The sequence below is a fragment of the Microcoleus vaginatus FACHB-2002 genome (assembly GCF_040004035.1).
Lineage (GTDB): Bacteria > Cyanobacteriota > Cyanobacteriia > Cyanobacteriales > Microcoleaceae > Microcoleus > Microcoleus vaginatus_C.
Genome location: NZ_JAMPLN010000002.1, coordinates 123,826 through 140,642, shown reverse-complemented (window position 1 = coordinate 140,642; position 16,817 = coordinate 123,826). Strand labels below are relative to the sequence as shown.

At 46.8% G+C, this 16,817-nt stretch carries 4 protein-coding genes; 2 read left to right on the top strand and 2 right to left on the bottom strand.

Translation table 11 applies throughout. From position 1 onward, the window contains the following. Positions 1 to 523: 523 nt before the first annotated feature. The gene (locus NDI35_RS02260; RefSeq protein ID WP_445311443.1) at positions 524 to 4,234 is read left to right on the top strand and encodes a CHAT domain-containing protein; all 3,711 of its coding nucleotides are present in this window, start codon (positions 524 to 526) and stop codon (positions 4,232 to 4,234) included. A 123-nt stretch (positions 4,235 to 4,357) separates the two neighbouring features. Beyond that, positions 4,358 to 9,772 carry an FG-GAP-like repeat-containing protein gene (locus NDI35_RS02255; protein ID WP_445311308.1) on the top strand — a complete coding sequence of 1,805 codons (5,415 nt, stop codon included), beginning with the start codon at positions 4,358 to 4,360 and terminating at the stop codon, positions 9,770 to 9,772. A gap of 128 nt (positions 9,773 to 9,900) precedes the next feature. Here NDI35_RS02255 and NDI35_RS02250 read toward each other — a convergent pair whose 3' ends face one another. Next, positions 9,901 to 15,270, bottom strand: a complete 5,370-nt coding sequence (locus NDI35_RS02250) for an AAA family ATPase (protein WP_445311307.1) — start codon at positions 15,268 to 15,270, stop codon at positions 9,901 to 9,903. 985 nt (positions 15,271 to 16,255) lie between these two features. Further along, on the bottom strand, positions 16,256 to 16,642 hold the full coding sequence (locus NDI35_RS02245; RefSeq protein WP_445311306.1) for a hypothetical protein: 387 nt from the start codon (positions 16,640 to 16,642) through the stop codon (positions 16,256 to 16,258). Positions 16,643 to 16,817 lie beyond the last annotated feature (175 nt).

Sequence of the window (16,817 nt, the reverse complement as noted above, 5' to 3'; positions counted from 1 at the left end):
AGCTTTGTGTAGAGAATAGCGCGTTATAAAGGCAAAAAAAAGGTTTGTTAACAAATGTTTAGTTTTTCGGGTGCCAGCCTGCAAATACTTTCTGGTTGCCCCGATCGCGATCGCCTAATTTGTAGGATGCCTCAACAGTCGATCGCACTTTTGCTTTGATTTTCAGCCCACATTACGCAGCCTGGGGTGTGACACAGCATAATTACGCAGAAAAATCTATTTTTAAAATAATAAATTATGGCTTTAAAACGTTTTTTATCAGTCAATGTACGGTATAAAACTATAAATTATAGCTTTATTAGTGGCTAAAAATAAGTAAAAACCGAGCGTGACATTTGAGGGTGCAGAATTGGGGTTTCAGGTAAAGCAACCGCCCTGATGGTGACGAGGTTCTTAATCGCTAAGTCTACGTCGCAGTTGACCGCACTGAGCAGCCACTACCTTAAAGTTATAATTGTCAGATACGTGCTCTGCCAGCTCAAAGCTAATGAAACTAGCCTTCTTTTCTATACATGGTGCTGCAATGCTAGCGATCGCAGCCACTATTGTCAGTACAGGGGTTCTACAAGCACAACCCATTGTTCCCGCACCCGATCGCACTGGCACTACTGTCACCCCTAGCGGCGATCGCTTGAATATTACAGGCGGCCAAACTTCGAGAGATGGAGCGAATCTTTTCCACAGTTTTCAACAGTTTGGGCTTAGCGAAGGGCAGATTGCTAATTTTATCTCTAATCCCGCTATTCGCAACATTCTCGGTCGGGTAGTAGGCGGCAATCCTTCTATCATTAACGGTTTAATTCAAGTAAGTGGCGGCAATTCCAATCTATTTTTAATAAATCCTTCGGGCATTATCTTTGGCCCTAATGCTAGCTTGAATCTTCCGGCTGCCTTTACAGCTACTACTGCTACTAACATCGGTTTTGATTCCGGTTTGTTCAATGTGGCTGGAGCGAACGATTACATTACGCTGATAGGAACTCCGAACACTTTTTACTTTAATCTCAGCCAACCGGGAAGTATTATTAATGCAGGTAATTTAGCTGTTTTGCCGGGACAAAGTATAAGTTTAATTGGCGGCACTGTTGTCAGCACTGGTTCCCTCTATGCTCCCCAAGGTAATATTATTCTCGCTGCTGTTCCCGGTAAAAATGCTATACGGCTTAGTCAAGAAGGACATTTATTAAGTTTAGAAATAGGGGTTGTTGACGGGGGATTGTTGGCACAGAATGGGCAATTATCTCTGCCTTTGTCTCTTCCACAATTGCTTGCGGGCGCAGGTAGGGACTCTGCTACTGGTATCTCGGTTAACGGTGCAGGAGAAGTGGTTTTGACGGCGGGTTTGAGGGTGGAAAGCGGAGATGTGGCGATCGCTAATTCTACTGTTAATAGTCAGAATGCTACACTCTCGGCAGCACGTAATCTCACTTTGGTAGAAAGCCAGCTACTTACTGAGAACAATTTGTATCTGTTGGCAGGAGATACGCTGCGGGTGCGGGATGGCAGTTATCCTTTCAGGGCGATCGCAGGTGGCAATCTTACTATACAAGGTAATCAAAATATTGATATCTTCGCCCTAAATTACCCTAGCCCTGCATTCCAATCCGCAGGGGATATCACATTATTGAGCAATGGCACTGTTTCCGGTGATGCTCACTTCGCTGCGCGTGGTAATTTTTCTATTCTCACATTGTCTGGCAACGGCGGCAGTTTTCTGAGTTTGTACGACCCGATTATTAGCTCCGAGGGAGATGTGAGATTTGGGGATTATACTGGAACCTCACTTAAGGTAGAAGCAAAAGGCGCGATCGCGGCGGGAGATATTACTATCACTGGGCCAGATACTACTTTGTCAAGTTCCGCCGATCCAGATGCGGCGGTGCTTTCAGGTAGTGCAGCTTTAATTTTGCGATCGGGCGTTTCGACTCTGGCGAATGCTGCGAATCTGCCGCCGAATGTCACCGCAGGGGAGACATTTTTTGCTTCTCCGGGTGTTGCTTCGGGCAATAGCATCGGAGTGGGAGCGATTTCGACAGCAGGCGGGCCTGTGATTTTGGAATCAGCAGGGGACATTGCGCTGGATGCGATCGCCACTTCTGGGGGTAATATTACTCTCAAAGCTGCCAACGACATCGCCGTTACAGGCACTCTTCAGTCTACTGGCGGCAGTATTGACCTCACGGCTGGCAATCTTCTCACAGTCAGCGGCACTTTTACAGATAGTAACGGTGTAAATGCGAGCATTTCCAGCGCTAATGGCACGGGTGGCGGCGCGATTACTATTCGCCATGCGGGGGGCACTAGTATACCTTTTATTGTCGGCGATGCGACAACGAATGGGACGACGGGAGCCATTACATCAGGTTCCGATACTATTTCGCCACAATTCCCGGTGCCGGTGCCGCCAAGCACTTACACTCAGGGCAATATTGCGATCGTTACTTCCGTGCCATCTCCAACACCAACACCAAATACTCCAACACCAACACCAAATACTCCAACACCAACACCAAATACTCCCACACCAACACCAAATACTCCCACACCAACACCAAATACTTCAACACCAACACCAAATACTCCCACACCAACACCAAATACTTCAACACCAACACCAAATACTTCAACACCAACACCAAATACTCCCACACCAACACCAAATACTCCCACACCAACACCAAATACTCCCACACCAACACCAAATACTCCCACACCAACACCAAATACTCCCACACCAACACCAAATACTCCCACACCAACACCAAATACTCCCACACCAACACCAAATACTCCCACACCAACACCAAATACTCCCACACCAACACCAAATACTCCCACACCACTACCGGATATCTCAATTACCAATGCGCTCGCCCAATCTGGCAAGCTGAATAGCATTAATAGAATTGAATCTCTTTTTAACTACAGATCCGATTGGGAAAGCGAAGTTGTCCAAACGGCATCGCCTCTAAATATAGTTAGCGCCAGCGATATCACACGACTGATCGATAAAGGCGATATCCCACAAGCCAGTTTCTTTATCGATATCTTCTATAGCGAACAAGTAGGGTCATACATCAACCAGGAAATCAGGCGGGACTTGCAATCTTTTACCGCCATACAGCAAAGAATGAGACTGATCGCCAGCCAAACTGGTAAAAAACCAGCTATTATCTACGCCTTCTCCCGCCCTGAACAATTAGACCTGATCATCGTCCCCCCTACTGGCCTCCCCATTCATAAAGCCATCCCCGCCGCCCGGCGCGAAACTTTGATGCAAGTCGTCGCCAATTTGAGGGATGAACTCCTTAATCTCAGAAACATAAATACTGAGAGCTATTTGCCAGCATCCCAACAACTTTACCAGTGGATAATTGCTCCCTTGGAAGCTGATTTGAAAGCTCAGGGCATCGATACGCTAGTTTTTAGTATGGATGCGGGGTTGCGATTGCTCCCCTTAGCCGCCCTCCATGACGGTTCTCAATTTGTAGTAGAAAAGTACAGAATCGGACTCATTCCCAGCGTCAACTTAACCGATACTAGCTATGCAAGTGTTAAAAATGCTGAAGTTTTAGCAATGGGAGCCTCACAATTTACTAATAACCCACCCTTGCTAGCAGTGCCCGCAGAACTTAATGCTATTGCCTCCGAATGGAAAGGCGAATCCTTCCTCAACCAAACCTTTACTCTCAACAATCTTAGGTCACAGCGCAAAGACAGACCCTATCGGATTATTCACCTGGCCACTCACGGATACTTTAAGCCAGGAGCACCGAGCAATTCTTATATTCAGTTATCAGATAGCAGGTTAACACTCGATCGCGTGCGCGAACTAGGGTGGAATCAGCCACCTAAAGTTGAGTTATTGGTGTTGAGCGCTTGCAAAACTGCTGTGGGTGATGATGGCACCGAATTAGGTTTTGCGGGGTTAGCTGTGCAAGCAGGAGTGAAGTCAGTTTTAGCGACCCTTTGGAACGTCAGCGATGAAGGTACTTTAGGGTTAATGGCTGAATTTTACGATCGGTTAAAAGTCGCGCCTATTAAAGCTGAAGCTTTACGGCAAGCTCAAATCGCCATGCTCAAAGGTCAAGTTCGCATTCAAAATGGCCGTTTAATTTTGTCAAACTCAAATAAGGAGTTAGAATTGCCGTCCGAATTAGCTAAACTGACTAATGAAAATCTATCCCATCCTTATTATTGGTCGGGCTTTACGATGATTGGAAGTCCTTGGTAATGTCATTGCGAGGAACAAAGCAATCGTAAGGACTTTAGGCGTAGCGCGCAATCAGATGCTAGTGAGTGCATAAGTTCTATTTGAGTGAGACCTATAAAGCTTAAAAAGTAAAGAGGTTGCATAATGATACAGGAAAAAATTGTTTCAACTCTAGTTTTTATTGACTCAAATGTTGAAGATTACCATAGTTTAATTAGCGGCATTTCCCCAAATGCGGAAGTAATTATCCTAGATGAAACGCGGGATGGCATTGAGCAAATCACCGAAAGGCTAGCAATTGAACAAAATATAGAAGCAATCCACATCATATCTCACGGCAGTCCAGGCGCAGTACAACTCGGTGTAAATACACTCAACAGCATCAACATAGAAAGCTTCGCCCCTCAACTCAAACAGTGGCGCAAAGCATTAACAAATGGTGCAGATATTCTCCTTTATGGGTGTAATGTCGCTGCCGATGTATCGGTGAAAATTGACAGCCCCGACATTTCCCACATTTCCCACATTCCCCACGTCCGCCAGGGGTTAAAACCCCTGTCTCATAGCTTAAGTCGGTTGAAATCGACTGAAGACAATCAAGACAATTCATTTATTCAGTCCTCGATCGAGGACTTTCCCTATCAGACGGGGGTTTTAACCCCCGGCGGGACTGGTGTTAAACCGACTGGTTTTAAGCCTACAAAACCCAACCAATTCCTCCAAAGCCTGAGTGAATTAACGGGTGCTGACATCGCCGCCTCCGCCAACCTTACCGGCAATGCGGCACTGGGCGGAGACTGGGAACTGGAAGTACAAACAGGCCGTATAGATACACCAATACCATTTAACGCCAACACCCTCAAAACATACAGGGGCGTACTGGGCTTTGCCCCCCAAGTTGCCTTCCCTACTGGCAGTGTCCCCTACTCGGTCAGCATCGGCGACTTCAACGGCGATGGCAAACCTGATTTAGCTGTGGCGAACTTCAACAGCAACACCGCCTCCATTCTGCTCAACACCACCGCCACCAACGCCGCCACCCCCACTTTCGCCACCAAAGTTGACTTCGCTAGTGGCGCTCTGCCCAGCGACCTCAGCATTGGCGACTTCAACGGCGACGGGAAACCCGACTTAGCTGTGGCGAACGATACCAGCAGCGGCAGCGCCTCCGTCCTGCTCAACACCACCCCCACCGGCGCCGCCACCCCCACTTTCGCCACCCAAGCCTCCTTCCCTGTTGGCAGTTATCCCAGAGAGGTCAGCATCGGCGACTTCAACGGCGACGGAAGACCAGACTTAGCTGTGGCGAACAGTAACAGCAACACCGTTTCCATCCTGCTCAACACCACCGCCACCAACGCCGCCACCCCCACTTTTGCCCCCAAAGTAGACTTCTCTAGTGGCATTAGCCCCAGATCCGTCAGCATCGGCGACTTCAACGGCGACGGCTTCCTTGATTTAGCTGTGGCGAACTTCAACAGCAACACCGCCTCGATCCTGCTCAACACCACCCCCACCAACGCCGCCACCCCCACTTTTGCCACCCAAGTCTCCTTCCCTATCCCTAATGGTTACCCACAATCCATCAGCATCGGCGACATCAACGGCGACGGCCTCCCTGATTTAGCAACGGCGAACTCGGTCAGCAACACCGCCTCGATCCTGCTCAACACCACCGCCACCGGAGCCGCCACCCCCACTTTTGCCCCCAAAGTTGACTTTGCTACTGACCCTGCCCCCTACTCTGTCAGCATCGGCGACATCAACGGCGACGGGAAACCAGATTTAGCAACAGCGAACAGAAATAGCAACACCGCCTCGATCCTGCTCAACACCACCCCTACCGGAGCCACCACCCCCACTTTTGCCCCCAAATTAGACTTGGCTACCGGCACTACCGCTTTATCCGTCAGCATCGGCGACATCAACGGCGACGGGAAACCCGACTTAGCTGTAGCCAACAGAAGCAGCAACACCGCCTCCATCCTGCTCAACACTACCCCCAAAGTTACCGCTGTCACCGCCACCACCGCTGACGGCAGCTACAAAGCAGGTGATACCATCGCCATCACCGTCACCTTCGATGCTGCTGTCAACGTAGATACCACAGGTGGCACACCCCAACTGCAACTAGAAACAGGTACTACTGACCGCTTTGCCACCTATGCCAGCGGTAGCGGCGGTACTGTACTCACCTTCAACTATGTAGTCCAAGCAGGAGACACCTCGGGTGACTTAGAATACCTCGCCACCACCGCCCTCACCCTCAACGGCGGCATCATTAAAGAAACTGTGGGTACAGCATTTGACGCTTTCTTAACCCTCCCCACTACCCCCTCAGTTAGCTCTCTCGGTGGTAGTAAAGCCATAGTTATTGATACCCTTGCACCCACCATTGCCAGCGTCACCTCTACCACCACTGACGGCAGTTACAACACAACTGGTAACGTCAACGTTACCGTCAACTTCAGCGAAGCCGTTACTTTAGCAGGCGGTGAGATGAGTGTCGCCTTAGACACAGGCGGCACAGTGACTATTGCACCTTTCACCGGTACATCTGCTGTCGGCACTTATACTCCAGCCGCCGGACAAAATAGCCTCGACCTTAATTCAAATAGTATAACTTTAGCGACTGGTGCAACCTTAAGAGATACTGCTGGAAATGATGCAACTTTAACTATTCCTACGGGACAATCTTTAGCGGATAGCAGAGCCATAATTGTAGACACCATTGTACCCACAGTTGCCTTAACATCCGCATCAGCAACAACAGTAAATGGTTTATTTAGCGTCACAGCAACATTCAGCGAAAATGTTGCTGGGTTTGATAATACTGATCTTACCGTAGCCAATGCGACTGTCAGTAACTTTGTCACAGTTGATGCCAAAACCTATACCTTTGATGTCACACCGAATGCTGATGGCCCCGTCACAGTTGATGTACCTGCCGCCACAGCTACGGATACTGCGAGTAATAACAATACCGCAGCCACTCAACTGACTCGTACTGCTGATGTTACCGCACCAACAGTTGCCTTAACATCCACATCACCCACAACAATAAATGCACCATTTTTAGTCACAGCCACTTTCAGTGAAAATGTGACAGGATTTAGTTCTAGTGGCATTAATGTTACTAACGGTACGGTTAGCGGTTTTACAGGTAGCGGCACGACTTATAATTTTACAGTCACACCGAATGCTGATGGCCCCGTCACAGTTGATGTACCGGCTGCAACAGCTACTGATACTGCCAGTAATAACAATACCGCTGCAACTCAACTGGTTCGTACTGCTGATGTTACACCGCCAACAGTTGCCTTAACATCCGCATCAGCAACAACAGTAAATGGTTTATTTAGCGTCACAGCAACATTCAGCGAAAATGTTGCTGGGTTTGATAATACTGATCTTACCGTAGCCAATGCGACTGTCAGTAACTTTGTCACAGTTGATGCCAAAACCTATACCTTTGATGTCACACCGAATGCTGATGGCCCCGTCACAGTTGATGTACCTGCCGCCACAGCTACGGATACTGCGAGTAATAACAATACCGCAGCCACTCAACTGACTCGTACTGCTGATGTTACCGCACCAACAGTTGCCTTAACATCCACATCACCCACAACAATAAATGCACCATTTTTAGTCACAGCCACTTTCAGTGAAAATGTGACAGGATTTAGTGCCAGTGGCATTAATGTTACTAACGGTACGGTTAGCGGTTTTACAGGTAGCGGCACGACTTATAATTTTACAGTCACACCGAATGCTGATGGCCCCGTCACAGTTGATGTACCGGAGGCAACAGCTACGGATACAGCGAGTAATAACAATACCGCAGCCACTCAACTGGTTCGTACTGCTGATTTTACAGCACCTAGTGCTAGCTTGGGTACAATTTCTAATATTACTACAGCGGGCGGCACAAGTCAGACATTGACAGTTACTTTCACTGATAGCAGGGGAGTTGATGTTAGCAGTTTAGATAATTCTGATCTGGTAGTAAACTGGTCAGGTGGTGCAATTCCCGCTACATTTGTCAGTGCCGATACTAATAGTAATGGCACACCTCGCACGGCAACTTATTCTCTAACTCCGCCTGGGGGAAGTTGGGATGACACAGATAATGGCAATTACGCTGTTAATTTGCAAGCATCGCAAGTAAAAGATACTTTTGGCAATCAAGTTGTAGGTAGCAATTTAGGCAGTTTTACTGTTAACATTGCCACGCCAACTCCCACACCAACTCCAACTCCCACACCAACTCCAACTCCAACTCCCACACCAACTCCAACTCCCACACCAACTCCAACTCCCACACCAACTCCCACACCAACTCCAACTCCAACTCCCACACCAACTCCAACTCCCACACCAACTCCAACTCCCACACCAACTCCAACTCCCACACCAACTCCCACACCAACTCCAACAACAACGCCTACTCCGACAACAACTCCTACTCCAACAACAACTCCTACTCCAACAACAACACCGACTCCAACAACAACTCCTACTCCAACAACAACACCGACTCCAACAACAACACCGACTCCGACAACAACACCGACTCCGACAACAACTCCAGGTACTCCCGCTGTCCTTTTCCTTGAACCACTTGGCAGTACCAACGTACTCGAAAGCTTGGGCAGCGATATATACAAAGTGCGACTAAATACTCAGCCAACTGCTAATGTCACCGTCGCCATTACCCCTGGAACCCAAGTTACTGTCAGCCTACCTGCACTTACTTTTACTTCCGCCAATTGGAATATCGCCCAAACAGTAACGGTGACTGCGGTTGACGATGCGGTTGTTGAGGGCAATCATCTAAGTCCAATTAGCCACGCCACTACCAGCACAGACACATTGTATAATAATCTCGCCGCCCCTCTCACAGTCAATATCAGCGATAACGATAACTTAGGCGATGTCAAAACCTTGTCCCAACAGTCAGTAATCGGTTTGACAGACTCCGACGATCGCGTCACAGGATCGGCATTAAACGACATTATCCACGCACGCCCCGGCAATGACTATCTTCATGGCAAAGCAGGCGATGACTTGCTTTACGGACAAAAAGGGGATGACGGCATCAGGGGCGGTGATGGCAATGACATTATTTTTGGTGGTAAGGGGATTGATTTTATTCAGGGCGATCGCGCCATTGACTTGATTTACTCAGGTAAGGGAAGCGATCGCATTTACGGGGGCAAGGGCGACGATATATTGTTTGGCGACGCGGGCAATGACTACTTATTTGGAGAAAGGGGTGCCGACACTCTCACCGGCGGATTGGGTTTTGATGTGTTTGCGATCGCGATCGATACTGGTGGAACAGACTTAGCCGCCGCTGATGTGATTACTGACTTTACCCTCAATCAAGACAAAATTGATTTAATTAGCCCCCTTGCTTTTAGCGAGTTAAATATTTTTCAAGGAACAGGGGCGAATGTTAGCGATACTATAATTCAGTATCAGGTAACAGGGGAATATTTAGCTGTCTTGAAAGGAGTCACTGCCAGCAGTATAGTTCAGGCAGTAACTTTTTAGACTGCGTAGGTTGTTGCGCTTTAGCGCTAAAGCGCAACAACCTACCTACCCGATCGCGATCGCCTAGTTTGTAGGGTGTCTCAGCAGTCGATCGTACTTTTGCTGTAATTTTCAGGTATAGCAACCGCTTAATTTAAATTGTGTAGCCTGTCTTTGATTTTTGTGCGAGTCAACAATGCAGACTCACAGCGTTCCCAGTAAATTTTAGCAACGCGATCGCCCGGATTCTGACGCCAACACTCTTCAAAAAGCCGCGCCGCTTCAAATAACTTCCCTCCCGAGTAAAGTGCCCTAGCTTCTGCAAACAATTCCAGCGTAGCTAACTTAGCCTGTTTAATTTCTGGCGGATCTGCATCAAACACCTCATAAATCGTCACAGCTTCGGATTTTCCCTTGACTTTTACCGTATCGAGAGTGCGAATTGCGTACTGGGATGGATTTTTCAGGCGCGTATAAGTTGGCTGGGTAATTAATAGCGCCACCCCATAATTTTTCGTCAAACTTTCTACACGAGAAGCTAAATTCACCGCATCGCTGATTACCGTCCCGTCCATGCGATTTGGTCCTCCCACAGTTCCCAGCATCAAAGAACCCGTATTAATCCCAATCCCAATCTGAATCGCCGCACAGCCAGCGTTAGCGCAGTATTCATTGTATTCAGCGAGGCGGTGCAGCATAGCAATTCCCGCTTTCACCGCATTATCCGCCTCGCCGCTAAACAGCGCCATAATCGCATCGCCAATATATTTGTCGATAAACCCCTTATTTTCATTAATAACGGGTTCCATGCGAGAAAGATAAGAATTGATAAATTTGAAATTATCCTCCGGCGTCATAGTTTCCGAAAGCGTCGTGAAGTCGCGAATGTCGGAAAACAACACCGACATTTCTAACTGCACTTGGTCGCCCAATTCCACATCAATGATGCTTGATTTCTCTAAAAACTGGAGGAATTGATGGGGAATAAATCGCTCGTAAGCTTTATTGAGTTGAGCCAGCCTGCTTTCATTTTTGCGTACTTCTGTATAAAGCTTAGAATTTTGAATTGAGATCGCCGCTTGTCCAGATAAAACTTTCAATATTTCCACTCTTTCAGGGGTAAAAGCTCCCGCTGTCAAGTTATTTTCTAGGTAAACAATACTAATGATTTGAGATTGATTAATCAGCGGCACACATAAAATTGATTTGGGCTGATACTTTCGGATGTGGCGGTCGTTGGTAAATTGTCCCGATCGCGCAGCATCATCGAGTACCACACTTTCTTGAGTGCGACTCACATAATTGACAATTGCGGAGGAAAGTTCTTGACAGGTTTCAACGGGGATTGACTGCAACACGGTGACGAGTTCCTCATCGATTTTCCCTTCAGCTTCAATGAACAGTTTTCCCTGGCTTAACAAAATTAGATAGCCTCGTTGCGCCCCTGCATTTTCCATCAAAATTTTCATCAAGCTAGACAGTAGCTTATCTAGCATAATTTCTCCCGAAATCGCCTGAGAAGCCTTCATGACTGCGGTGATATCTAGGTGATTCCCCGAACCAGTCGTTGTCATTGCTACGGTAGTTTGAGTATTTTTCCTTCCTGGTTGAGTTACCGCGAATAAGTGGGGATATCGCGTTTCTAAATCCGTTACCTTAGCAGTAGCTCCCCATTCAACATAACAATAATACGCCTCAAATATGTAGGCTTGAGCAACTTTTGTTTTGCCCCATTCCGAGTAGAATTTGGCTGCGATTTCGTTTGCTAGGGCTTCGTCATTAACATATGTGTTTTCTTTGGCTCCAGAAATAGCGCGATCGTACATTTCAATCGCCTCGGCTTTATTGCCCAACACCCGTTGCCGTTCTGCTTCCACTAAATACCATTTATGCAGATAATTCATGGGAGCATTTTGTGCCCACTGTTGCAGCGTGGTTTGATGGGTTTCCACTAAGGCAATAGTTTCAGTTTGCTCAATTGCTGGCTGTGCGGGAAAAAGTGCCAAGTGCGTCAGGGCGGCATAAAAATGAAAAATTGGAACAAAAGCCGAGCCCGATACTCCCATCAAATACTGTTTGACTTGGGTAATGTGGTCTAGGGCAGCCGTGTAATTGCCATAGCAGTAAGCAAGCAGCAGTTTGTAGATGCAGGCACAGGCGATCGCCGTAAATTCATTATCCTGATAGTGCTTGGGAATCATCACCGTTTCATCGTAGGCAGAGCCTATTAACAAATCCGGCCGAATATGGGTTTCCCTCAAGTTTTGCACCGTCTGCTGAATCATATCCAAATAAACCCGCGCAGAATATTGTTTCAACTGCGCCATTACCGCCCTATAACTTGCTATTTCTGGTTCCCAAGTGTCTAGTTCTACACCAGCGAATAAATGAGTATAAAAACAAATATATATGTTGTAGCCAGCGTCTACAAAGTCGCCCGTTTCCATACCAAACCTATAGCCCTCTTTCAGCGTCGGTATCGTTGCCAAAAGAGATTCTTGGCGATGCTGAATCCAGCCACCAAACAAAAGTAGAACTGTGGACTTGAATTCCGGTACATTCAACCTATCAAGCAATGAAAGTGCCAATTGCCCAAAGCCATAGCCCGTTTCCACCTCTTGTAAAAAGGCACAGAAAACCATCCCGTGCATCGCATAACCCACTGTCGAGGCGGGTGCATTCCCAAAGGAGAGCGATAAACTCACCATCGTGGAGCTCAGCAGGGGCAGCAAACCGGGCATTCCCTGGAAAATGGGTGGAAACAACATACCAGACAGTTGCATAGCTGCCTGAGTCTGCGGATTTGTCATCACAGGTAGGTCAACCAATTCCTCAATCTTTCTGTCGCCGAGGAGGGCCGCAAGGGCTTGTAGCGCTTTGCCAATCTTGGCTTGATCGGGTTCGGCAGGCAGTTCAATCCCCAATTGTAAGAGTGCTTCTCTTGCTACTGCGATCGTTTCTAACACCTTGCTCTGGGCTGTCTGAGCGGCAATTTTAATTTCGTAAATTTTAACTCGATCTAAAATTGTTTGGGCTTCTTGCAAAACCAGTGCTGCCATCTGTTCCATACCATCAAACTCACCATTTAAATAGGCAATTTCAGCAGCAGCAACATAAAGATTTAGCGCCAATTCATATTGAGTTTGCCAGCATTGAGGTGTCAGTAGCTCAATTCCCGTTTGTAGATAGATATTTGCCGCAGCGTAGGCGGTAGAATTTCTAGCCTTACGTCCAGCTTCTAAGTTGAGTTTGGCTAAGTCTGATCGTTCACTTAATTGATTGATTAACTCAATTCCTTGATTTAAATGCCCCACAATATCAAAGATTTTTTCTTCGGTTTCTATCTCAGAAGAACTTTGTAGCAGTAACTGTCCTATTTTCAGATGAGTGGCTTGTTTTTGGTCGTCAGGAATCAATGAATAAGCCGCTTGCTGGACGCGATCGTGCAGGAACTTATAAGTGGGATTAGCAACAGACTGATTCGGGGATTGAGCATCTGCTTGAATGAAGTTATAGCCTTCTGAAATCACTAAAATGAGTCCTTCTTGCAAGGCTTTCCACAGCGCTGATTCCGTTTGTTCTGGTAATTCTTCGCTGACTACTGCCACTGTCTCTAAATCAAATTGCGCCCCAATGCAAGCCGCCAACTTGAGAACATCCTGAGTTTTGGCAGGCAACTTCTGCAATTGCGCCGCCATAAACTCCACCACATCCGAGGCGCCGGCCAATTTAAGTTGATTAATATCGCACTGCCACCCCCCTTTACTGCCCCCCTTACTAAGAGGGGATTGAGGGGGGTTAAAAATAATTTGACCATCTTCATACAAGGCTTTGAGGAATTGAGTCGAGAAAAAGGGATTACCTTGGGTTTTTTGATAAACCAATTCTGTCAGGGGCCCGGCTAAAGATAAATCGCAAATCAGCGTATCTGCTACCAACTGATTGAGATCTGCTAAACTCAACGGTTGCAGGGTAATCGTATTCACCACTGCCCCAGACTTCACAATCTCATCCACAGTCAACATAAACGGATGAGCCGGTGATACCTCATTATCCCGATAAGCACCCAATACTAACAGATGCCCCGTATCCTCCATCAATAGTTGTAATAACTTCAAAGATGCCGAATCTGCCCACTGCAAATCGTCCAGAAACATCACTAAGGGATGTTCTGCTTGGGTAAATACTTGCACAAATTTCTGCATCAGCAGATTGAAGCGGTTTTGTGCTGCACTCCCGGACAATTCTAGTGCAGGACTTTGAGCGCCAATGATGTGTTCTAATTCAGGAATTACGTCAATCAACACTTGCCCACTCTCGCCTACTGCGGTGAGAATTAGGGTTTTCCATCTGTGTAACTGAGCGTCACTTTCTGATAATAATTGTCCCATCAATTCCCGAAATGCTTGCACAAATGCACTAAAGGGGATATTGCGCTGGAATTGGTCGTATTTGCCTTTGATAAAATAGCCACGCTGTCGGGCGATCGGCTTGTGGACTTCGTTCACGACGGCGGTTTTACCAATCCCCGAAAAGCCAGCTACTAGCATCATTTCGGCATTAGCATTACGAACTCTTTCAAAGGCCGCTAATAGATGATTAACTTCAGTTTTTCGGCCGTATAACTTTTCGGGAATCAGGAAATGATCTGTAAGATCCAGCATTCCCAAGTCAAATTCTTCTATGCTATCGGTTTCTTGTAATTGAACCAGACACATTTCTAAATCCTGCTTGAGACCCAATGCAGTTTGATAGCGATTTTCGGCATTCTTCGCCATCAATTTACTGACAATTTGAGAGACAATTACCGGAAGTTCTGGCTTGATTTCGTGCGGGGGAACTGGTTGTCTGGCAATGTGGCAGTGAACTAGCTCTAAAGCGTCTTCTGTCTCAAAAGGCAGTTTTCCTGTCAGCAATTCGTAGAAGGTGACGCCGAGCGAGTAAAAGTCAGTGCGGTAATCGATAGAGCGATTCATTCTACCAGTTTGTTCCGGCGAGATGTAAGCGAGGGTTCCTTCTAAAACGTTGGGATTTTTCAGGGTTGGCATTTCTCGCGTTAGCTGAGTGGAAATGCCAAAGTCGATAATTTTTAATTGTTCCGTTTCGGGGTTATAAACAATATTTGAGGGGTTAATATCTTTGTGGATGATATTGGCGCTGTGAATTTGTCCTAAAGTTTCAGTGGCTGCAATCGCCAGGAGCAGAAATTCCTTGAGGCTAAACTTTCGCTGCTGCATCCATATTTTCAAGGATTCCCCGCCAAAGTCCTCCACAAAAATCACGAGGCTGTTTTGGTATTTTTGCAAGTCATAAACTTGCACGACTCCCGCCTCTTTCAGCTCTCGGGTGATACGGTATTCGGTGCGGTAGCGTAGCAATTCTTGAGGTGTGGGGTAGCTTTCTTTGAGCAGTTTGAGGATGAGCGGTTGGTGATCCGCTTCCCGTATCGCCCGGTACACCAGAGAGTTAGCACTTTCGTAAAGCAGCTTCTGGACGGCAATGCCTGGAATGGACAGCATATTTATTTTTCGGGTAAAAATTAACGCGCAGTCAAAACACACCTGGTTCGTTGTGTCAACAATAGCGCTTTAGAAAGGAACAAATTATGTTTTTATAACACACTCTTAGTTTTTCGGCAGGGAAGTGGCTTTCAGGTGGTCTGACAGAGTAAGGGTAAGGAGTTATCATGCGATGTACCTAAGCCTTGTTAATTCTCCACTCCATGAATTGTCACCGTTTCGGTTATCCAAACATCGTTAAAAATTGTCCCACCCCCAGTGCTAAGCAAAACTTTAAATGTATATATTGTCACAGGCAGTTTCTTTAAAACCCCAGACATCCAAGGATTTCAGAAGAAACAAAAAAATTGAGAGCTCAGCTTTTATTAGAAAAAATATCTTGAGTCGCGATTTTCAAAGTCACGAGGGTGTCCCCCCGCTGGTTCCAATACTATGTGTTTTTCAACAATTAGCATCAGTCCCCCGGAAAGTTCAAGTAAAGTCAAAAAACCAAGGCAAGCTAACGATCCAACGTGAGGAAATGTAGTCGTTTTTAGGCAATAAGGGGAACAAGCAGTGGAAAGAGCGGCCAATTGATACCTTAAGCAAAGAAATTCTAGGGATGTATATAGGAAGTCGAGTTGAAATGGGTGCTAAAGGTTTTTGGGATTCCCTCCCAGCAGTTGACAGACAATGTGCAGTCTATTATACAGATTTTTTGGTCGCATATAAAAAAGTTTTGCCTCGCCAGCGACACAAATCTGTCGGAAAGATACGGGCAAAACTTCTGATATCGAAAGATGCAAGAACTCCCTGATTTACAGGATATCTCGATATTGTTGTAAGAAAGAGTCTTTCCTAATCTAAAAAGCTTTCCAATAATGTGGGGCCCTCTGGTATTTTATCCATGATTACAACACTTCTTGACCCCTAAAAGTGTTTAGGATTTTTCGTTGCTATGCAGGACTACCAGACTTTGTTCTAAGGATTTTGGAGAGTCATTTATCTACTTCCCCTTCCGGGCTACAAACTCTCGCAGCCGCAACAAACTAGCCGTTTGTCCCAAATTCAGCGGCAGCAGCGACACTCCCTCCAGCCGAGACTGCACCCAACCATCGCCCCAATACCACTCGTGAAATCCGTCAATTCCCTGACTCAATAACAGCCGCAGACAATTGTGCTCAACAATATTAACGTGATGCTGAACTGCCACGGGGCCCAGCCAACTTGTAAAGGTCAAACCTTGAGCAAATTCTTCCGGCAAACCGCTAGACAACTGCTGCGGCCACATCCACTGCTGCAATTGACTCGGACGCAACAAGCTGTCTCTAATCGCTGTTTCGGAAGCTTCAAGCTCAATCCGCAGGTTGCTTTGTTGAAAGTTACCGAGCATAAGAATTTTAGATATAAGTGCAAGTAACTTTAATGTAACTTATTGGACTGGTTCTAACCTATTCCGGGCGGGCTAGGAGCAACGGCCCACAAAAACCAAATGCACTCTTTGTGGAACAGGCCGGACAGCCTGTTCATGTCCGGGCGGGCTAGAAGCCCACCCCACAAGCAGAAAA